Raw genomic sequence first — 20,641 nt, forward strand, 5'->3', positions numbered from 1 at the left:
GCCATGACGACCCTACAATTACGCTCAACAACGCACGCCAGCCTCTGGTGTTCCTCCAGCGGATTACCATCAGAATCCCCCCAAAAAATCACCCTTTGGTTACTTTTTATTCACATGTATAAGCAAAGTTATTAATGAATTTATTTAATTTTTTGATTGTTATCGCGGCTAAAATAAGCTCACCTCCTACACTTGTTAACAGTAAGTGCCACAATAACAACCAAGGAGTAGCAACATGCAGATGAACGACATTCAGCCACAAGCACTGACGGCTTATGGCATCAATGATGTCCGCGAAATTGTCTACAACCCGAGCTACGATTTACTTTTTACTGAAGAAACATCCCCTACCCTACAAGGCTATGAACGCGGTATCGAAACCCAATTGGGTGCTATTGCCGTAGATACCGGCATTTTTACCGGCCGTTCCCCAAAAGATAAATACATTGTGCGTGATGATGTTACCCGCGACACGGTGTGGTGGTCTGATCAAGGCAAAGGCAAAAATGATAACCACCCGCTCAGTCAGGAAACCTGGCAGCATCTCAAACAACGGGTCACTCAGCAGTTGTCTGGCAAACGCCTGTTTGTGGTGGATGCTTTCTGTGGTGCCAATGCCGATACCCGCCTGAAGGTGCGCTTCATCACCGAGGTGGCCTGGCAGGCGCATTTCGTGAAAAACATGTTTATCCGCCCGACGCAAGAAGAGCTGCAAGGCTTTGAGCCGGACTTCATCGTGATGAACGGCGCTAAATGCACCAACCCACAGTGGCAGGAACAGGGCCTGAACTCGGAAAACTTCGTGGCGTTCAACCTGACCGAGCGGATTCAGCTAATCGGCGGCACCTGGTATGGCGGCGAGATGAAAAAAGGGTTGTTCTCCATCATGAACTACCTGCTGCCGCTCAAGGGAATCGCCTCGATGCACTGCTCGGCGAATGTCGGTGAGAAAGGCGATGTGGCGGTGTTCTTCGGCCTGTCCGGCACCGGCAAAACCACCCTGTCCACCGATCCGAAACGCCAGTTGATTGGCGATGACGAGCACGGCTGGGATGATGACGGCGTGTTTAACTTCGAAGGCGGTTGCTATGCCAAGACCATCAACCTGTCTGCCGAAGCCGAACCCGATATTTATCATGCGATTCGCCGCGATGCGCTGCTGGAGAATGTGACGGTACGCGCTGATGGCAGCGTTGATTTTAACGACGGCTCGAAAACGGAAAACACCCGTGTTTCCTATCCGATTTATCACATCGAGAACATCGTTAAGCCGGTTTCCAAAGCCGGGCATGCCACCAAGGTCATCTTCCTCACGGCTGATGCATTCGGGGTGCTGCCACCGGTGTCTCGCCTGACGGCTGACCAGACGCAATACCACTTCTTGTCTGGCTTTACCGCCAAACTGGCGGGTACTGAACGCGGTGTCACCGAGCCGACACCCACTTTCTCCGCCTGCTTTGGCGCGGCGTTTCTGACGCTGCACCCAACGCAGTATGCCGAAGTGCTGGTGAAGCGGATGCAGGCGGCAGGGGCCAAAGCGTATCTGGTCAATACCGGCTGGAACGGCACCGGCAAGCGCATCTCCATCAAGGACACGCGTGGCATTATTGACGCAATCCTGAATGGCAGCATTGATGATGCCGAAACCCAGACGTTGCCTATCTTTGATCTGACGATCCCGACCGCGCTGCCTGGCGTGAACCCGGCGATTCTGGATCCGCGCGATACTTACGCCGACCCGGCACAGTGGGAAGAGAAAGCGCACGATCTGGCGCAGCGCTTTATCACCAACTTTGATAAATACACCGACACGCCAGCAGGTGCCGCGCTGGTCAGCGCCGGGCCGAAACGCTAACGCGCCCCGGCAAGGCCGCTTATTCCCCTTCTTTTCATGCAGGGGAATGCCCAAGGCGCACTCGCTGTGCCTTGGGCTTTTTTCACTTTCCGTCAAAAATGCGGTTTATCGCCGCGTTTTTTCCGGCTGCGCGGGCCAATCGTCGCTACAACCTGATGTGATCCCTCACGTACCGAGCCCGAACCAGGCAGCGCGTTAAACAGCAGCGGCAGATATGCCCGCACCCGCAACCCGCCACGTTCACTGGTGCCGATATCCAGTGAGCCGTTATGCGCGTCGATAATCCGTTGTACAATCGCCAGCCCCAGCCCGGTACCGCTGGTGCTGCGGGCGCTGTCACCACGCACAAACGGCTGGAACAGGTGTTTAAGCTGCGATGGGTCAATACCTGGGCCGTCATCTTCCACCTGAAACCAGGCGCGCTGTAACTCACGGCCGCTGCTGACACGAATCCAGCCATTGCCGTAGCGGGTGGCATTGACCACCAGATTGAGCGCTGCCCGTTTAATTGACAGCGGGCTGGCTTTTATCTGCAACTCGCCATCAGCGAATTCGCTATCAATTTCACGCTCATAGCCACTTTCTGCCGCCACCACTTCGCCAAGAATACTGTTGAGATCGGCCACCTCCATCTGCATTTCCTGCCCGGTGCGCAGGTAATCGATGAACTGTTCAATGATGGCATTACACTCTTCAATATCTTTATTGATCGATTCCGCCAGATATTCGTCTTCCTGCCCCATCATCTCGGTGGCCAGACGAATGCGCGTCAGCGGGGTGCGCAAATCGTGGCTGACCCCCGCCATCAGCAAGGTGCGGTCATCAGCCAGCAGTTTTACCCCGGCTGCCATCTGATTAAACGCCCGCGTCACCGAGCGCACCTCTGATGCGCCATACTCACGTAACGGCGGCGGAATAATCCCTTTGCCGACCTGAATCGCCGCATGTTCAAGCTCGACCAATGGCCGGTTTTGCACCCGAATAAACAGCCAGGCCCCGCCAATCACCAGCAACATAATCGCCAGCGTATAGCGGAACAGCGGTGAAAAATCCCCTTGATGAATTTCCGTTAACGGCACCCGCACCCAGATATCCGGCGATAACCAGGTTTTCAGCCAGACAACCGGGGTATTTTTGCTCACCTCAACCCGCACCTCGGTCGGTCCGCCCAGTTGCTGGGCCATTTGCTGGCTGAGGAACTTATAGTGCTGCGCCCAGCGCAAACCGCTCTCTTCAGCGGCCGCATTGGTGTAAAGCGAGATGCCAAGCTCCCGGTAAATCTCCCGGCGAAATGCCGGTGGCACATCAAGAGTCGAACCGTCTTCCAGTTGCAATTTATCCGTCATCAGCATTCTGACCTCATAGGCCAGCACTTTGTTGAACTGTTGCAGACTGGGCAAGATAGCGAAATTAAGCACCACCAGATAGGTGGTGACAAGACTGACAAACAGCAGCGTGACGATCAGCAACAGCGTACGGGCAAAGGCGCTGCGCGGAGAGAAGCGCCATCGAATCATGCTTTACTGCCGTCTGGCACAAAGACGTACCCCAACCCCCAGACCGTCTGGATATAACGCGGATGCGCCGGATCTTCTTCCACCATGCGACGCAGGCGGGAAATCTGCACATCAATCGAGCGCTCCATGGCGCTGTACTCACGGCCACGGGCCAGATTCATCAACTTATCACGCGATAACGGCTCCCGCGGGTGGCTGACCAGCGCCTTGAGTACGGCAAACTCTCCGCTGGTCAACGGCATCGGCTCGTCATCACGGAACATTTCCCGCGTGCCTAAATTCAGTTTGAATTTACCAAACGCGATAATCGCCTCTTCCTGCGAGGGTGCGCCCGGCAGTTCATTGGCCTGACGGCGCAGCACCGCACGAATACGCGCCAGCAGTTCGCGCGGGTTAAACGGTTTGGGAATATAGTCGTCAGCGCCTATCTCCAGCCCGACAATTCTATCCACCTCTTCGCCTTTCGCCGTCACCATGATGATGGGCATCGGGTTACTCTGGCTGCGCAGGCGTCGGCAAATCGACAACCCATCTTCGCCCGGTAGCATTAAATCCAGCACCATCAAATGAAAAGACTCGCGTGTCAGCAGGCGGTCCATCTGTTCGGCGTTGGCGACGCTACGCACCTGGAAGCCCTGTTCAGTCAGGTAACGTTCCAGTAACGCACGCAGGCGCATATCGTCATCCACCACCAGAATCTTATAATTCTCTTGCATCGTGTTCTCCAAAAGACGTGATAACCGCCAGTGCTAATATTGTTAAGAAACCGGCAACAGACTGACAGCCGTTTCTGGTATATATTCTAGGCGAAATTGTTACAAACAATATAAAAACACGTTGTAATCAAGCCGTTCGCGTTATATCACCCAGCCAGAGGCCATCGCACCAGCAGTTTGAAGTATGGCGGGTATAGGCTATGTTATCTCACACTCAACGATTATGACGATTCTACTCTCTTCACATTTCAGTCAACGCGTATGAAAACCGATTTGATAACCCGCGAGGGCTACGAGGCTCTGCATCAGGAACTGAACTACCTGTGGAAAGAACGCCGCCCGGAAATTACTGAAAAAGTCGCCTGGGCCGCCAGCCTTGGCGATCGCAGTGAGAATGCCGACTATCTCTACAATAAGCGCCTGTTACGCGAAATTGACCGCCGCGTGCGCTATCTGCGTAAGCGCCTGCAAGTGGTCAGGGTGGTTGATTACTCGCCGCAGCAAGATGGCAAAGTCTTTTTCGGTGCCTGGGTCGAGGTGGAAAATGAGGACGGTGATATTAAACGGTTTCGCATTGTCGGCCCGGATGAAATTTATGGCCGCAAAGATTACATCTCGATTGATGCGCCTATGGCACGGGCGCTGTTGAAAAAAGCGGTAGACGAAGAAGCGGTGGTCCCGACCCCCGCAGGCCCCAGAACCTGGTACATCAACCACATCGATTATCAGCAACCTGCGGGCTGGTGATGCTGAACTGATACAAAACGGCAGCACAGGCTGCCGTTTACATTTTTTTACCTTAGCAATTCACCTGCGCGTCACATCACTGAGATTTCAGTGTCATCAAACTATACTATTGCGCCACGCATAATTTGGTCAGCATAAGAATAGGTATGTATCAACAACACGCCCGCTCGTTTCTGAAGACCCTGTGGTTACAGGTGATGCTCTTAGCGTTATTTCTGTCGGCCACCCGTCTGGTGATGTTTCAGGTTTTTACCGACAAGCAGCAATTATCCGGTTATGAACACGACGTTAGCCTGCTGTGGCTGACCGGGTTGCGTTACGATTTACGCGCGGTGTCGATTATTCTGGCTCCGCTGCTGGTTATCGGGCTGCTGATTGCCGTGCATCGCAGCGGCTGGCGCTGGCTACAGCGGATTACCCCCTGGTATCTGGCGGCGGCGGCGTTGCTGATTAGCGGCATCGCTGTCGGCAACTATTTTTATTATCAGACCTACCACACCTACATCGATATCTTCGCTTTCGGGCTGATAGATGAAGACTCTACCGCCGTGTTAGCTAACATCTGGCAGGATTATCCGGTGGTGCCGTCACTGTTGCTGATACTGCTTTTTTCGCTCGCGCTGGCCGCGCTTGGCAAACGCACGATAGCACCGCAGCCCCAGCGCCGTTTCTGGCATAGCGCGGTCTTTGTCGTTTACCTGCTTGTCAGTCTGCTGCTGTTTTTCGCCATGATTCGCGGCAGCATGAGCACCTTTCCGCTGCGCCGCAACGATGCGCAAATCTCTTCCGTCATTATTCTCAATAAGCTGGTTCCCAACGGCTTAATGGCATCAGCCTGGGCCATTGGCGACCGGGGAGAAGACGTGCGCCTTGAGCCGGTGGCGCGCAGCAACGGCGAACGGCTGCGCCAGCAAAGCGGCCTGGGTACGCTGGAAGGACGCACGCCAGCCAACCCCTGGCTTGCCGCACACCGCCCGAATGTGGTGATGGCGCTGATGGAAAGCATGGGCAGCAATATGCTGGTTTATGACCACCTGCCGGAAACTGACCTGCTGGGCGCGCTGCGCCCGCATTTTGCCTCGGATTTCGTGTTCCGGCGTTTTGTCTCGGAAGGTAACGGCACCGCGCCTTCGTTTGCCGCCATGTTTTTCCTAAGCCCGGTGCAGAACCTGAGCCACTCCTCGGCACAGCATACGGTACTGAATGACACCCCCTACGCCGTTTACAAAAAGGCCGGTTACAAGGTAATTTTCATCACCTCAGGCAGCCGCATGTGGCGCAATCTGGGCAACTACCTGCCGCGACTTGGCGTGGATGAAGTCTATGACCAAAGCTCGCTGATGGAGCGTTACCCCGAGTCCCGCGCCATGCTGACCGACTGGGGCATACCGGACGAATTTGCCTTCCGTCTGGCCCAGACCCTGCTCTCGCAGTCGAGCCAGCCGGTTTTCATCAGCATTCTGACGGTGACGAACCACCCGCCTTATCAGGTGCCCGCCAGCTATCAGCCCCTGCCAGCCTATGCCGCCGCCGACATGATGGCCCATGCCGAAGTGCCCCAGGCAGAGCAAGAGTCGATTGCGAAAACCTACCAGTACGCCACCAATGCGCTGGGCAACTTTATCTCCGCGGTAAAAGCCTCTCCTTTGGGCGATAACACCCTGATTGCCGCCACCGGCGACCACCAAATGCGGCGTTTAAAAGCCAAATACCCGCAAGAGCAGTTCCTCGATCGTGCCGTGCCGTTTTACCTGTATGTGCCGAAAACCATTCTGGCCAATACCGCCTGGCATTTTGACGCCCAGCGCCCCGGCTCGCACAAAGATGTTTACCCGACGCTCTATGCCTATAGCCTGTCGGATACGCCCTACTACACGATAGGCGGGCGCAATATTCTGGCGAAACAGGATGATGCAACGCGCGCGTTTGGCTATAACGAAGAACTGTGGATTAACGCTGAGGGGGTGGTGCCGATGGGCGGCGGTGGCTATTACCGCTGGCATCCTGAAAACCCGATGCTGACCCAACCCGATGCGCAAACGCCCGACCCGGCGCTGCGCCAGAAAATTGATGCCTACCCGGCGCTGCTGCGCTGGCAAATCAATGCCCGTGAAAAAGGTGTTCTCGACAAATAACCTGCGCGCTCTGACACCATTGTGTTGATGTTGACCGTATTGACATAAAGGTGTCACGTCCCTGCCGTACCGTGGCCTTCGGTGATTCTGGAGGCCCTTTTATGTTTAGCCTGGACAACATACTACACGATCTCGCCCCCCATCGACCCACGTCCCCCTGGCAACGCTCGCTATTGCGCAGCCTGCTGTTCGAGCATGAATTTCAGCAATTCGCCCAGCGTTATCCGCACCTGAAAGGGTTAGACCTGGTCGAGCAAGTGCTCGATTACTTCAACCTGAATTGTGAAATGGTGGAAGGCGCGCTGGAGAATATTCCCTCTCAGGGGCCGGTGGTGCTGGTGGCCAACCACCCGATAGGTTCGCTGGACGGGCTGGCACTGCTGCGTACCGTCGCCAGTGTGCGCCCGGATGTGCGCATCGTCGCCAGTCAGTTGCTGAGCTACATCGAACCGCTCAAAAACCTGTTTTTTGCGGTGGATAATTTCAGCAACCGTACCCGGCGTCAGCAACTGTGTGCCATTCAAGACCATCTGGCCGGGGATGGCGCGGTGATTGTCTTTCCGGCTGGCGAAGTGTCACGCCTGAGCCTGCAAGGTATCCGCGACGGCCACTGGCACAGCGGTTTTCTTCGCCTTGCGGCCAAAGCGCGCGCCCCGATTGTGCCCATTCACATCAGCGGGCGGAACAGTAGCCTGTTTTATCTTTCCTCCCTCCTGTATCGCCCGCTTTCCACACTGTTACTGGTGCGCGAAATGTTCCGCCAGCAAGGCAACCGGCTGCGTTTTCGCATCGGTGCACAAATCCCCTACGCCAGCTGGAGTCAGGGTGAATGGCAGCCAAACGATCTGGCCGCCCGCTTTCGTCGCCACGTCTACCGTCTCGGCCAGGGCAAGCCGGGCTGCTTTGCCGGAGAAAAGCCTATCGCGCTGCCGGAAGAGCGCACGGCGCTCAAACATGCGCTGGAAGCCTGTGAAATGCTCGGCACCACGCCGGATGGCAAAAAAATCTACCTTTATCAGCGTGGCAGTGAAGATTATGTGCCGATTCTGCGTGAACTGGGTCGCCTGCGTGAAATCGCCTTTCGCGCCGTCGGCGAAGGTTCCGGTAAGCGCCGCGATCTGGACAGCTTTGACGATGACTACCTGCACCTGATTTTGTGGGACGAGCGCGAGCTCGATATCGTGGGAGCTTATCGCTTCGCGCCAACGGCGCAATTGCTGCAACGAAAGGGGGTCGATGGCCTCTACAGCCACAGCCTGTTCCAGTACGGTGAAGAGATGTCACCGATTCTGGCAAATGGCATCGAGCTGGGTCGCAGTTTTATCCAGCCGCGCTATTGGGGCAAACGCGGGCTGGATTACCTGTGGCTCGGCATTGGTGCGTATCTGGCGCGTTACCCGCAATACCGCTACCTGTTTGGCCCGGTGTCACTGTCAGGCAGTATGCCGTCGTCGGCGCGCGATTTACTGATAGCATTTTACCGGCTGCACTTCGCCCCCAGTCAGTCACTGGCCCGCTCGCGTCGCCCTTACCCGGCTTCCCTGCCGGAGGTGCTGCGGCAATTTGAAGGCGATGACTATCAACAGGATTTGACCCGCCTGAAAAGCATGCTCAGTAACATGGGCTGCTCCATCCCGACGCTGTATAAACAGTATTCGGAACTGTGCGAGCCGGGCGGCGTGCAGTTCATCGATTTCGGCGTTGACCCTGACTTCAGCCACTGCGTTGACGGGTTAGTGCTGGTGGATTTACAGCAGCTCAAACCGGCACGTTATCAGCGCTATATCGCCCCTTTTGCCGTGGATGACGCGCCCGCCACCCCACAGAAATAACCTATCGGCATTGCCGCCGCAACGCGGCAATGCCGTAAAAACCCGCCATTGTCTGACTGGTATTTTCCGCCATCAATCCGTATAACTGTCGCCAATCTTTATCCTTTCAACGTTCATTTTCGCAAATAACACTATGACGAACGCATTAAGTCAGATTATCGCCAGCGAATTGCAGGCTCGCACCGAACAGGTCAGCGCGGCTATTCAGCTGCTTGACGAAGGTAACACCGTGCCATTTATCGCCCGTTACCGTAAAGAAGTGACCGGCGGGCTCGATGATACCCAACTGCGCCAACTGGAAAGCCGCCTGGGCTACCTGCGCGAGCTGGAAGACCGCCGCCAGACCATCCTCAAATCCATTGATGAGCAGGGCAAACTTACCGAAGCGCTGGCCAGTGCCATTCACGGCACGCTGAGTAAAACCGAGCTGGAAGACCTCTACCTGCCCTATAAACCGAAACGCCGCACCCGTGGGCAAATCGCCATTGAAGCCGGGCTAGAGCCGCTGGCAGACAGCCTGTGGAACGACCCGTCGCAAACACCAGAGCTGGCGGCAGCGGCTTACGTGCAGGCCGAAAACGGCGTCGCCGATGTCAAAGCCGCGCTGGACGGCGCGCGCTATATTCTGATGGAGCGTTTTGCCGAAGATGCCACACTGCTGGCCAAAGTACGTGATTATCTGTGGAAAAGTGCCCATCTGGTGTCTCGCGTCATCGAAGGCAAAGACGACGAAGGGGCGAAATTCCGCGATTACTTTGACCACCACGAGCCGCTGGCTCAGGTGCCTTCTCACCGCGCGCTGGCGATGTTTCGCGGCCGCAACGAAGGCATTCTCCAGCTTTCGCTCAATGCCGACCCGCAATACGATGAGCCGCCCAAAGAGAGCCACGGTGAGCACATCATCATCAGCCATCTCGGGTTGCGCCTGAATAACGCTCCGGCGGATAACTGGCGGCGTGCGGTGGTGAACTGGACGTGGCGCATCAAGGTGCTGTTGCATCTGGAAACCGAGCTGATGGGCAGCGTGCGCGAGAAAGCCGAAGAAGAAGCCATCAACGTGTTTGCCCGCAACCTGCGTGACCTGCTGATGGCGGCCCCTGCCGGATTACACGCCACCATGGGGCTTGACCCCGGCCTGCGTACCGGGGTGAAAGTCGCGGTGGTGGATGCCACCGGCAAACTGGTGGCGACCGATACCGTCTACCCGCATACCGGTCAGGCGGCCAAGGCCGCGGCCGTGGTGGCGGCGCTGTGTATCAAGCATCAGGTGGCGCTGGTGGCTATCGGTAACGGTACGGCATCACGCGAAACCGAGCGTTTTTTCCTCGATACGCAACAGCAATTTCCTGAGGTGAAAGCCCAGAAGGTGATCGTCAGTGAGGCGGGTGCCTCGGTCTATTCCGCCTCGGAGCTGGCAGCACAAGAGTTCCCGAACCTCGACGTTTCGCTGCGCGGGGCGGTGTCCATCGCCCGCCGCCTGCAAGACCCGCTGGCCGAGCTGGTAAAAATTGACCCGAAATCCATCGGTGTCGGCCAATACCAGCACGATGTCAGCCAGACGTTGCTGGCGAAAAAACTTGATGCGGTGGTGGAAGACTGCGTGAACGCCGTCGGCGTTGATCTCAATACCGCCTCGGTCGCCTTGCTGACCCGCGTTGCCGGGCTGACGCGCATGATGGCGCAAAACATCGTCAACTGGCGTGATGAAAATGGCCGTTTTAGCAACCGTGCCCAGCTCTTAAAAGTCAGCCGCCTCGGCCCGAAAGCCTTTGAGCAGTGCGCGGGGTTTTTGCGCATCAACCACGGTGACAACCCGCTGGATGCCTCCACCGTTCACCCGGAGGCCTACCCGGTAGTCGAGCGCATTCTCGCAGTCACCGAACAGAAACTGCAAGAGTTGATGGGTAACACCAGCGCGCTGCGGGCGCTGAAACCCAGCGAGTTCACAGACAGCCGCTTTGGCCTGCCAACCGTGACCGACATCCTCAAAGAGCTGGAAAAACCGGGGCGTGACCCGCGACCCGAGTTCAAAACCGCCACCTTTGCCGACGGTGTAGAAACGCTCAATGACCTGATGCCCGGCATGATCCTCGAAGGCGCAGTGACCAACGTCACCAACTTCGGCGCATTTGTCGATATCGGCGTACATCAGGACGGGTTAGTGCACATCTCTTCTCTGGCCGACCGCTTTGTAGAAGACCCGCATCAGGTGGTCAAAGCCGGGGATATCGTGAAGGTAAAAGTGCTGGAAGTGGACTTGCCGCGCAAACGTATCGCCCTGACCATGCGGCTGGACGAACAGCCCGGCGAAGGCAACAGCCGTCGCGGCGGCGGAGCGCGCGACAACGCGGCACCGCGCAACGCACCGGCGGGCAAAGCCAAATCGCGCCCGGCCAATACCCCCTCGGCAGGCAACAGCGCCATGAGCGATGCGCTGGCAGCGGCGTTTAAAAAACGCTAACACCTTGCAAAGGCGTTTCGCAGAAGGCGTACGCCTTGGGATATTCCGTCATGGGTGATTGCGCGACGGGGCGGTCGGCTAACCGCCCCGTTTTATATTGTTATAGATGATGCCATAAGGCGAAAATCTCGCGTCACGCCTTACGCCTGCACTTGCGCTTTGACAAAATCCACCACCAGTTTCACAAACACCTCCGGGTGGGAGATAAACGGGGCGTGGGCGGCTTTAGCAATAACAAATGAGGTTGAATGCGGATATTGCTCATCCATCAGCGCGACGACGTTGCGCGGCACCAGCCCGTCGAGTGCACCGTACAGGCGCAGGAACGGCAGGGTGAGCGAACTCAGCGGCACGCGTAAATCGGTATCACGCAAAATATCAAGCCCGGCGAGCAACACCTCGGTGGACGGCGACGGCTGGCCGGATAACGCCTCTTTCAGCGCCCGTGCGTCTTTTCTGGCATGTTCCGTCCCCAGCGTCTGCAATGCCAGAAAACGCTCGATGGTGCCGTTGAAATCATCGCTCAGCAGACGCTGGAAGCTGGACAACACCTGCGGGCGAATGCCCGGCCAGTCCTCGCGCGCGTTAAAACAGGGCGACGAGGCCAGCGTAATCAGCGCACTGACGCGCTCTGGTGCCGCTAATGCCGCCTGGCTGGCAACCAGCCCGCCGAGCGACCAGCCTAACCATATCGCCCGCTCGGGTGCCTGCGCCAGCACCTGCTGTGTCATCTCTGCCAGCGACATTGCGCCAAATCCCTGACTCTGACCATACCCCGGCAAGTCCACGCGGTGCAGCCGAAAATGCGGGGCCAGTCGCACGACGATGTTGTTCCATACCTGTAAATTCATCCCCCAGCCATGCAACATCACAAGTTCGCATGAACCTTCCCCCTCCGTTTGCCAGTGCAGTGATCCCATGAGTTATCGTGTCCTCCGTCAGAAATGGAATGATTCAGGCCATGCCGCCGGCTGCGCCTGATGAGTCAGGGAAAAGACGATGTTGACGATCATGGCTCAATGCTGGCTCTGCCAGCAGCCGCTCTATCATAGTCATCACGGGATTTGCAGTCACTGCCGCCGTCACCTGCAAGCCCCCCACATCCATTGCCCGCGCTGCGGATTGCCTTCAGCCAGCGCGACCTTACCCTGTGGCCGCTGCCTGCAACAACCGCCGCCCTGGCATGCCTTGCTGTTTGTCAGTGACTATCAGCCACCGCTCAGTTCGCTTATCAAGCAACTGAAATACCAACGCCGTACCGAGCTGGCTGCCACGCTGGCACGCTTGCTGTTACTGCGCTGGCGCGAGCGGCGTCGGGAAACCGTACTGGCACTGCCGCAGGCTTACCCGCGCCCGGATGCCATCGTCACCGTGCCGCTGCACCGCTGGCGTCAGTGGCGACGCGGTTTTAATCAAACCGACCTGCTGGCGTGCTACCTGGCTCATGCGCTGGGGTGCGCCTATTACCCGGCAGCGCTGCGCCGGGTGCGCGCCACCGCCGCACAGCACACGCTGGATGCCGGTGCGCGGCGGCATAATCTGCACGGAGCCTTTCAGTGCCGGATGGATCTGCGCGGTAAACACATTGTGCTGCTTGATGATATCGTCACCACCGGCAATACGGTTGCACAGCTCAGCCGGTTGTTAACCGCCGCCGGTGCGCATCAGGTTCAGGTATGGTGTCTCTGCCGCACCTTGTCGTAACCGTCAGGATGGGCGTATTATAACCAACTGGCGTAGTCAACTATTGAGTTAACATTATGATTCGTATTACCGATGCGGCTCAGGAGCATTTTGCCAAACTGCTGGCAAAGCAAGAAGAAGGTACTCAGATTCGCGTTTTCGTCATCAACCCCGGCACCCCGAACGCCGAATGCGGTGTCTCGTATTGCCCGCCGGATGCCGTTGAAGCGAACGATACTGAACTAAAATTCGAAAAACTGTCTGCTTATGTGGATGAATTGAGCGCCCCTTATCTGGACGAGGCCGAGATTGATTTCGTCACCGACCAGTTAGGCTCTCAGCTAACGCTAAAAGCGCCAAACGCCAAAATGCGCAAAGTGGGCGATGATGCCCCGCTGATGGAACGGGTGGAATACACGCTGCAATCACAGATTAATCCGCAACTGGCCGGGCACGGTGGTCGCGTCTCGCTGATGGAAATCACCGAGGAAGGTTATGCCATTTTGCAGTTTGGCGGCGGTTGTAACGGCTGCTCGATGGTGGATTACACGCTAAAAGAGGGTATTGAAAAAGAGCTGCTGCAAAAATTCCCCGAGCTGAAAGGGGTACGTGACTTGACCGAACACCAGCGCGGCGAGCACTCTTACTATTAATCACTGATCCTCTGTTATCAGACGAATATCAGGCGATATCAATAGCATCAACGCCACAGGCCGCGACCGCCGCCCGTGGCGTTTTTTCATGTTCATGTGTCAGGCTCAATGGTATTGGTCATCGCTCATTGCCCGCAGCCCCACACCAGGCGGGCCACCAGGCGATAACAAAGCTATTGTGGCTTCAATTCTGTGCCTGTATTCGGCACCTCGGCAACCGCCTCTTTTTCTGGCTCAGGCGCAGGCTTTTTAGCACGAATGCGCGAGGGCACCGGCCCGCCCCGACGCAGGTCGATATCGCGGATCAATCGCTCCAGATAACGATCGGTGAAAATCGAATCCAGTGGACGACTGAGTTTACGACGCCAGTTCGGGTATTGCTGATCGGTACCTGGCACGTTCACCGGAGCCGCCATATCCAGCCAGTCCTCCAGTTGCAATCCCAGCAATGCGCTGGCGCTGTCCGCCATATAACGCTGCACGCCACGGTTAAGCTGGGCGCTCATGGTTGTCAGGGCGGCGTTGCGCCCCACCCGCTGCGGCAACAGGCCCTGTTCATGCAACGCATCAAGCAACCCCTGTTTGGCTCGCTCACGCGCCTCAAGCTGGCTCTGTAGCTGCTCCGGGTCGGGATAAAGGCCAAGATCTTTACCCAGCGTCAGGTCAACGCCTTGCCAGTAACCGCGCAGCGTCGCCAAATCGTGCGTGGTGATGGTCGCCATGGAGCGAGGCGGGTAATCTTGGGGTGCGCGAAAACAGTCGTGCTGGTCTTTTTCGAAAAACAGCACCTTATAAGAATAAATGCGGTTATCACGCAGCTTATGCACGATAGCCTCCGGCACCGTACCCAGATCTTCACCGATCACCAGACAGCGGTGGCGATGGCTTTCCAGCGCCAGAATCCCCAACAGATCGTCTAATGGGTAGAGCACATAGGCACCGTGACTGGCATCATTGCCGCTTAGGATCCACCACAATCGCATCAACCCCATTACATGATCGATACGCAACGCCCCGCTATGCGCCATGTTGCTGCGCAGCAAATCAATGAATGGCTGATAATCACGCTGGCGCAGCCGTACCGGGTGCATCGGCGTCAGGTTCCAGTTCTGCCCCGTCGGCCCGAGTGGGTCTGGTGGGGCTCCCAGCGTAACCTTCAGGCAGTGCAACTGCGGCGCAGCCCAGGTATCGACACCGCCTTGCGCCACACCCACTGCCAGATCGCGGTACAGGCCAATCGGCATCCCCAGTTGCTTGCTGCGAGCAAAACAGGCGGCGAGCTGATCGTATGCCAGCCACTGTAACCAGCAATAAAAACGCACTTCATCAGCATGTTGCTTGCGAAAGCGTAACGTAGCCTCACTGCCCGCATCCTGATATTCCGGCGGCCAGTGCTGCCAGCCGGTTACCGGCACTCCCTGCTGCTTAAACCACGCCTGTAGCGCATCGTAAGTTGCCTGGCGTTGCAGGCTTTCGCCGTGGGTTTGCAGAAATTGCCGGAAGGCACTTTGGCGCGGGTCAAGCGCGCTGCGGTAGTTAAAATGAGCAAACGCCAGACGTAACGCCGCCAGTTTCAGCGCCATCACCGCACTATAATCCACCCAGCGACTGGCGCGCACGCGGGCCAGCTGCTGCTGGATATCCTCCTGCTGTAACCAGTCTCGCGCCGCATCGCTGTGGTGAAAATCATCCACCTGATTAACATCAATATAAATAATATTCAGCCAGTGGCGAGACGACGGGCTATACGGGCTGGCGGCTTCAGGTTGTGCCGGGTAGAGCGCATGCAGCGGATTAAGACCGACAAAGGCACCGCCACGACGCGCCACCTGCTCTACCAGCGTTTTTAAATCGCCAAAGTCGCCAATCCCCCAGTGATGCGCCGAGCGCAGGGTATACAGTTGCACCGTGACGCCCCACCAGCGTTTACCCAGAGTCAACGGCTCCGGCTCGTAGCAGCCTGCCGGGGCGACAATCACCCGGCAACGCCACTGCTGCTCGCCTTGGGTTAACGTCAACTGGTGATACCCGAGCGGCAGGTTATCCGGCAACACTAACGTTGCCTGAGCGTTCACTCGCCCTTCAATCATGCCGCCTTTTTCATACAACAGCGTCCAGCCGTAATCAGCCGCTTCGCGCAGTGGCAAACTGTGTGGTTGATGTTCCCGAAACACGCACACCGCAGGCAGTGGCGAGGTGTGTACTGGGGTGTCCTCGTCGAGCAAATGCTGCAACTGCTCGCGGATTTTGGGATCTATTGTCCGTTCATTACCGTAAGCATCTTTATAGGTATCGGCGATCCCCACGTATGGGGGTACGGATTTTTTTGCTCTCAGCACCATGGTATTGATTCCTTAATCACGCACCGTCCAGATGCGTTTTTGATAATCATGAATTGCCCGATCGGCACTGAATATCCCCATGTGGGCGGTATTCAAAATGCAGCGGCGCGTCCATTCATCAGGTTCACGATAAAGCGTATCCACACGCTGTTGGGCCTGGCAATAGGGCGCAAAATCGGCCATCACCAGATAGGGGTCGCCCTGTTTTAGCAGGCTATCCAATAGCGGGGCGAACGCGGTCTTATCTCCATTGCTGTATGTGCCATCCGCCAGCTCGTTAATCACCGCAGCCAGCAGAGGCTCTTTATCAAGGTAATCCAGCGGGTCATAACCTCCCGCCAACAGGGTCTTCACCTGATCGACGGTATGCCCGAAAATAAACAGGTTGTCCGCCCCTACGGCCTGAGCCATCTCCACATTCGCCCCATCCAGCGTGCCAACCGTCAACGCGCCATTGAGCGCCAGTTTCATATTGCCGGTACCCGACGCCTCTTTACCGGCAGTAGAGATTTGCTCTGATACATCCGCCGCCGGAATCATCCGCTCGGCCAGTGAAACACGATAGTCCGGCAGAAAAATGACCTTCAGGCGATCGTTAACCCGCTTATCACGGTTGATGTGCTCCGCCACACAGTTGATGGCATAAATAATATTCTTTGCCAGCACATACCCCGGAGCGGCTTTGGCACCAAAGAGAAAAATGCGCGGCACAATATCCAATCCGGGGTCGTCACGCAATCGTTTATATAACGACAAAATATGGAATAAATTGAGATGCTGGCGTTTGTACTCATGTAAACGTTTGATCTGCACATCAAACAACGCGCTTGCATCAACGCGGATGCCATACTCACGTTGTAAAAACTGTGTCAGTTGGACTTTGTTGTCCTGCTTTATCTGGCGATAACGGGTGCGAAACGCGCTGTCTTGCGCATAAGGTGCCAGTTCCACCAGCCGGGACAGGTCGCGCTCCCACTCGCTATTGAGCGTTTCGCTAATCAAGGCTGAAAGCGCCGGATTACACTGTTTTAGCCAGCGGCGCGGGGTGATGCCGTTAGTCACATTGTGAAATTTGGTCGGCCATAGCTGGTGGTACTCTGGAAACAGGTCACGCACAACCAAATCTGAGTGCATCTTTGCCACACCATTGACCGCAAAGCAGGCGACCACGCACAGATTGGCCATTCTGACCTGACGGCGAAACACAATCGCCAGGCGCGCCCACACCTTTTTATCGCCCGGCCAGCGGGCCTCAACCTGCTGGCGCAACTGCTCGTTGAGGGTTTTGATAATCGACAGATGGCGGGGCAGCAATCGGCCAAACAGCCGTTCGTCCCAGCATTCCAGCGCTTCGGGCATCAGGGTATGGTTGGTGTAGGCAAACAGCCGTGAGGTCAATGCAAGGGCTTGATCCCACGGCATTTCATGTTCATCCAGCAACAACCGCAACGTTTCCGGGATAGCCAGCGTCGGGTGGGTGTCATTGAGTTGCACCACCTCGTAATCCGGCAAGGTATTCAGCGCCCGGCCTGCACGCTCATGGCGACGGAAAATATCCGCCACCGAGCAGGCGCACTGAAAATACTGCTGCATCAGGCGTAATTGTTTGCCCGCAGCGTGGTTGTCATTCGGGTACAACACTTTGGTCAGGCTGGCCGCCTCAACGCCCTGCTGCTCTGCTTTCAGATAGCGCCCGTCATTGAATGCTTGCAGCGAAAAGGGCTCACTGTGAGTGGCCTGCCACAGCCGCAAGGGTTGCACCACGCCATTGCGATAACCAATAACCGGGATGTCAGTGGCTTCGCCCACCACAACCTGTGCCGGTATCCAGCGCTCACTGCCATCGGCCTGCACCACCCGTTCTCCGCCAAACCCCACCTCTACCGCCAGTTCAGGGCGCGGGCGCGACCAGGGGTAGCTGTCTCGCTGCCAGTCATCCGGTGCTTCACACTGGAAGCTGGCATCAAAATACTGGCGGAATAAGCCATATTGGTAGTGCAAACCATATCCGATAGCAGGCTGCTCAACCGTCGCCATCGCATCGAGATAACATGACGCCAGCCGCCCCAGCCCGCCATTCCCCAACGCCGGGTCGGTTTCCTGCTCAAGCACATCACTCAGCGCCAGCCCATGCTGCGCCAGCACCTCAGCCACAGCGTCATACCAGCCTAAATTGAGCAAATTATTACCGGTAAGACGGCCGGGCAAAAACTCCATTGAGAGGTAATTGACGTGGCGACCGGTCGCCGCAGGCGGCAGCGACGTCTCGCCCGGCAACACGGAGTGGCAGCCAGAGGCCAGCACATCGAGTTGTTCCGCCAGTGCAGCGCTGACGAATTGCCAACACTGACGTAGCGACAGCGCCTGTAAAGACGGCCTGGCACTGGCCAGTAACTGGCGCTGCAATGCGGCAGCAAAGCGGGAAGAATCGAAGGGTGATGACATCGTGCCTCTCTCCTGTATCGGTGATGGAAAAAGGCACGGTCGGGATCAGCACAACTCCAACTGTACCTTATGTTGTTCGATAATCTTCAGCACACTGGTTGGCGGTAACTGATCGGTAAAAAGATAGTCGATCAAGTCCATGTTGCCCAAATTGACCATCGCGTTACGGCCAAACTTGGAGTGGTCTGTCACCAGCATCACGCAGCGTGAATTTTCGATGATGGCTCGTTTGGTGCGCACTTCGTGATAGTCAAACTCCAGCAATGAGCCATCCATATCAATACCGCTGATACCCAAAATGCCAAAATCGAGCCGAAACTGGGAAATAAAATCCAGCGTCGCTTCGCCAATAATACCGCCATCGCGGCTGCGCACTTCACCACCGGCCAGAATCAGACGAAAATCCTCTTTGGCCGTTAATAACGTTGCAACATTCAGGTTATTGGTGACAACACGTAATTCCTTATGGTTCATCAGCGCGTGGGCCACGGCTTCCGGCGTTGTACCGATATCAATAAACAGCGTAGCACCATCCGGAATTTGGCTGGCGACTTGTCTCGCAATCCTGGCTTTTTCATCCGACCACATCATCTTCCTGTCATGGTAGGCAGTATTGACGGAGCTGGAAGGTAAAGCAGCGCCCCCATGATGACGGTGGATCTTATTTTGTTCTGCCAGATCGTTTAAGTCACGGCGAATGGTCTGCGGGCTGACCGCAAAATGTTCGACCAGCTCTTCGGTACTGACGTATCCTTGCCGACGCACCAGTTCAATAATGGCGTCGTGCCGCTGCGTTTGCTTCACATTATTCCCCTCAAATACCGATATGCGTCATACCGGTCAATCACAAACCGTGTCCTGCCATATGCGCACAGGGCCGTCTCATCAAAGGCGGTGCTGTCTGCGCGTATCCCACCAGGCCATCAGTAATCCCATCACCAGCCCGGCAACGTGCGCGGCATTAGCGATAGACATCCCCAACACATCGAAATACCCGGCCACCAGCCACACCAGCGCAAACACCATCATGCTGCGCTGCAAATGCAGCGGCCCCTGTGGTTCACGTTCACCATACAACCAAACGTAGCCCATCAGGGCATACACCACACCGGACAGCCCACCAAAATAGATGCCGCTAAACCAGGACTGCACCGCGCCACTGATAGCCGATGACAGCAGCAGCATCACACACAGTCGCCTGGTACCCAGCAACCGTTCAACCGGGCCGCCAAGATACCACCACCACATCAGGTTAAAGAGCAAATGCAACAGCGAAAAATGCAGTAACGCGTGGCTAAACCAGCGCCACAGCTGTAGCGCTTGCCCGTGATCAGGGAAGGCCAGCCGCCCCATCACGCGATCGACACCGTAGAACTGCATCAACAGGTAAACCACCACCGTTATCGCCATGACGCCAAGCGTCAGTGGCCCCGCTCGCTGGCGTAATGTGTGCAAGTACGAAAACGGCTGATAGCGCAGCCCGCTGTCAGTGGTGCCGGTCTGCCAGCTGGCCGCCTGATAACGCGTATGCCAGGGCTCTTGCAAAAAGCGCTCGAGCTCCTGCTGCACCCTTTCGAATGCACTGTCATCAGGGAGCCAGATGTCCACCTCATCGTCATTTAGGCGGATAACCAGGCGCACCTGATGCGTGTGCATATAGTCAACAAACGCCTGCGCCAGACGCGGATTTGACAGCGTAACGATTCGGATCATGGCACCTGCCTTTGGTCTTTCACCCCGCAATCAAGGTGACGTGATGTGTATGTTATCGATTCTAAAACATTTACTGCGCGAAGCGCAGCGCCACACCCGCGATTCCCCGCCCTCTTGCTCCATTCATGTGAGAGGTTTCACACCACAGACCCGCCACACCGTACAGACTATGACTGCGCTACCTCCTGCGGAAAACGCGTTTGCCAGGCCTCAAAACCACCATCCACGCTGTAAACCGTTTCAAACCCAAGGCTAATCAAATAATTGGCTGCATTTCGACTGCTGATACCGTGATAACACATCACCATCACCGGCTGCTCAAAATCCGCCTCGCGCACAAAATCCGCCAGCGTTTCATTGGTAAGATGAGTGGAACCCGGCACATGCGCACTGGCAAAACTTTGCGGATCGCGGATATCCACCAGCGCGTTACCTTGTTGCCAGCGCTGATACGCCTGCTCGATATCGATTGCTTCAAACTGCTCCATGAACGGCCTCATTATGTATTGATACAGTGTGACTCACGCCACCCACCGCGCCAT

At 56.5% G+C, this 20,641-nt stretch carries 15 protein-coding genes; 7 read left to right on the forward strand and 8 right to left on the reverse strand.

Annotated elements, in window-relative coordinates; all coding sequences use genetic code 11:
- Positions 1-235: 235 nt before the first annotated feature.
- Positions 236-1,855 carry a phosphoenolpyruvate carboxykinase (ATP) gene (gene pckA / locus DAQ1742_RS18760; protein ID WP_035344682.1) on the forward strand — a complete coding sequence of 540 codons (1,620 nt, stop codon included), beginning with the start codon at positions 236-238 and terminating at the stop codon, positions 1,853-1,855.
- A 92-nt stretch (positions 1,856-1,947) separates the two neighbouring features.
- On the opposite strand, the gene envZ is transcribed toward pckA, so the two are convergent.
- Positions 1,948-3,372, reverse strand: a complete 1,425-nt coding sequence (gene envZ / locus DAQ1742_RS18765) for a two-component system sensor histidine kinase EnvZ (protein ID WP_067487343.1) — start codon at positions 3,370-3,372, stop codon at positions 1,948-1,950.
- Positions 3,369-4,088, reverse strand: coding sequence for an osmolarity response regulator transcription factor OmpR (gene ompR / locus DAQ1742_RS18770; protein WP_005969424.1), 720 nt, complete (start codon positions 4,086-4,088; stop codon positions 3,369-3,371). The genes envZ and ompR overlap by 4 nt, the downstream gene beginning before the upstream one ends.
- A 261-nt stretch (positions 4,089-4,349) precedes the next feature.
- Here ompR and greB point away from each other — a divergent pair, with 261 nt between their 5' ends.
- The 4 genes from greB (at position 4,350) to DAQ1742_RS18790 (ending at position 11,263) form a co-directional block, all read left to right on the forward strand.
- Entirely contained in the window at positions 4,350-4,835 is a 486-nt protein-coding gene (greB, locus tag DAQ1742_RS18775; RefSeq protein ID WP_035344694.1) for a transcription elongation factor GreB, read from the forward strand.
- A gap of 146 nt (positions 4,836-4,981) precedes the next feature.
- Complete coding sequence (locus DAQ1742_RS18780; protein WP_035344697.1) at positions 4,982-6,970, forward strand: LTA synthase family protein; 1,989 nt, start codon at positions 4,982-4,984, stop codon at positions 6,968-6,970.
- 101 nt (positions 6,971-7,071) lie between these two features.
- Positions 7,072-8,802, forward strand: coding sequence for a lysophospholipid acyltransferase family protein (locus DAQ1742_RS18785; RefSeq protein ID WP_035344700.1), 1,731 nt, complete (start codon positions 7,072-7,074; stop codon positions 8,800-8,802).
- A 133-nt stretch (positions 8,803-8,935) separates the two neighbouring features.
- The gene (locus DAQ1742_RS18790; RefSeq protein WP_035344704.1) at positions 8,936-11,263 is read left to right on the forward strand and encodes a Tex family protein; all 2,328 of its coding nucleotides are present in this window, start codon (positions 8,936-8,938) and stop codon (positions 11,261-11,263) included.
- Positions 11,264-11,403: 140 nt separating this feature from the next.
- Here the strand turns inward: DAQ1742_RS18790 and bioH are convergent, their stop codons facing one another.
- Positions 11,404-12,183, reverse strand: a complete 780-nt coding sequence (bioH, locus tag DAQ1742_RS18795; RefSeq protein ID WP_035344707.1) for a pimeloyl-ACP methyl ester esterase BioH — start codon at positions 12,181-12,183, stop codon at positions 11,404-11,406.
- 79 nt (positions 12,184-12,262) lie between these two features.
- On the opposite strand from bioH, the gene gntX reads away from it, so the two are divergent.
- The gene (gene gntX / locus DAQ1742_RS18800; RefSeq protein ID WP_035344711.1) at positions 12,263-12,967 is read left to right on the forward strand and encodes a DNA utilization protein GntX; all 705 of its coding nucleotides are present in this window, start codon (positions 12,263-12,265) and stop codon (positions 12,965-12,967) included.
- Between the two features lie 56 nt (positions 12,968-13,023).
- On the forward strand, positions 13,024-13,599 hold the full coding sequence (gene nfuA / locus DAQ1742_RS18805; RefSeq protein ID WP_035344714.1) for a Fe-S biogenesis protein NfuA: 576 nt from the start codon (positions 13,024-13,026) through the stop codon (positions 13,597-13,599).
- Between the two features lie 173 nt (positions 13,600-13,772).
- Here the strand turns inward: nfuA and malQ are convergent, their stop codons facing one another.
- The 5 genes from malQ to glpE form a co-directional block, all read right to left on the reverse strand.
- Complete coding sequence (gene malQ, locus DAQ1742_RS18810; RefSeq protein ID WP_051124135.1) at positions 13,773-15,941, reverse strand: 4-alpha-glucanotransferase; 2,169 nt, start codon at positions 15,939-15,941, stop codon at positions 13,773-13,775.
- 12 nt (positions 15,942-15,953) lie between these two features.
- The gene (malP, locus tag DAQ1742_RS18815; RefSeq protein WP_035344716.1) at positions 15,954-18,386 is read right to left on the reverse strand and encodes a maltodextrin phosphorylase; all 2,433 of its coding nucleotides are present in this window, start codon (positions 18,384-18,386) and stop codon (positions 15,954-15,956) included.
- Positions 18,387-18,431: 45 nt separating this feature from the next.
- Positions 18,432-19,190, reverse strand: coding sequence for a DeoR/GlpR family transcriptional regulator (locus DAQ1742_RS18820; RefSeq protein ID WP_035344719.1), 759 nt, complete (start codon positions 19,188-19,190; stop codon positions 18,432-18,434).
- A gap of 81 nt (positions 19,191-19,271) precedes the next feature.
- The gene (glpG, locus tag DAQ1742_RS18825; RefSeq protein ID WP_035344722.1) at positions 19,272-20,099 is read right to left on the reverse strand and encodes a rhomboid family intramembrane serine protease GlpG; all 828 of its coding nucleotides are present in this window, start codon (positions 20,097-20,099) and stop codon (positions 19,272-19,274) included.
- Between the two features lie 167 nt (positions 20,100-20,266).
- Complete coding sequence (gene glpE / locus DAQ1742_RS18830; protein ID WP_035344725.1) at positions 20,267-20,587, reverse strand: thiosulfate sulfurtransferase GlpE; 321 nt, start codon at positions 20,585-20,587, stop codon at positions 20,267-20,269.
- Between the last annotated feature and the right edge of the window lie 54 nt (positions 20,588-20,641).

The organism is Dickeya aquatica, from assembly GCF_900095885.1.
In the GTDB taxonomy this organism is placed as follows: domain Bacteria; phylum Pseudomonadota; class Gammaproteobacteria; order Enterobacterales; family Enterobacteriaceae; genus Dickeya; species Dickeya aquatica.

What these genes read in the sequence shown, in the direction of transcription:
- malQ (WP_051124135.1), bottom strand. Translation starts at nt 15,941, where the DNA reads ATGGTGCTGAGAGCAAAAAAATCCGTACCCCCATACGTGGGGATCGCC.
- nfuA (WP_035344714.1), top strand. Translation starts at nt 13,024, where the DNA reads ATGATTCGTATTACCGATGCGGCTCAGGAGCATTTTGCCAAACTGCTG.
- malP (WP_035344716.1), bottom strand. Translation starts at nt 18,386, where the DNA reads ATGTCATCACCCTTCGATTCTTCCCGCTTTGCTGCCGCATTGCAGCGC.
- DAQ1742_RS18785 (WP_035344700.1), top strand. Translation starts at nt 7,072, where the DNA reads ATGTTTAGCCTGGACAACATACTACACGATCTCGCCCCCCATCGACCC.
- glpG (WP_035344722.1), bottom strand. Translation starts at nt 20,099, where the DNA reads ATGATCCGAATCGTTACGCTGTCAAATCCGCGTCTGGCGCAGGCGTTT.
- bioH (WP_035344707.1), bottom strand. Translation starts at nt 12,183, where the DNA reads ATGGGATCACTGCACTGGCAAACGGAGGGGGAAGGTTCATGCGAACTT.
- DAQ1742_RS18790 (WP_035344704.1), top strand. Translation starts at nt 8,936, where the DNA reads ATGACGAACGCATTAAGTCAGATTATCGCCAGCGAATTGCAGGCTCGC.
- glpE (WP_035344725.1), bottom strand. Translation starts at nt 20,587, where the DNA reads ATGGAGCAGTTTGAAGCAATCGATATCGAGCAGGCGTATCAGCGCTGG.
- greB (WP_035344694.1), top strand. Translation starts at nt 4,350, where the DNA reads ATGAAAACCGATTTGATAACCCGCGAGGGCTACGAGGCTCTGCATCAG.
- pckA (WP_035344682.1), top strand. Translation starts at nt 236, where the DNA reads ATGCAGATGAACGACATTCAGCCACAAGCACTGACGGCTTATGGCATC.
- envZ (WP_067487343.1), bottom strand. Translation starts at nt 3,372, where the DNA reads ATGATTCGATGGCGCTTCTCTCCGCGCAGCGCCTTTGCCCGTACGCTG.
- gntX (WP_035344711.1), top strand. Translation starts at nt 12,263, where the DNA reads ATGTTGACGATCATGGCTCAATGCTGGCTCTGCCAGCAGCCGCTCTAT.
- ompR (WP_005969424.1), bottom strand. Translation starts at nt 4,088, where the DNA reads ATGCAAGAGAATTATAAGATTCTGGTGGTGGATGACGATATGCGCCTG.
- DAQ1742_RS18780 (WP_035344697.1), top strand. Translation starts at nt 4,982, where the DNA reads ATGTATCAACAACACGCCCGCTCGTTTCTGAAGACCCTGTGGTTACAG.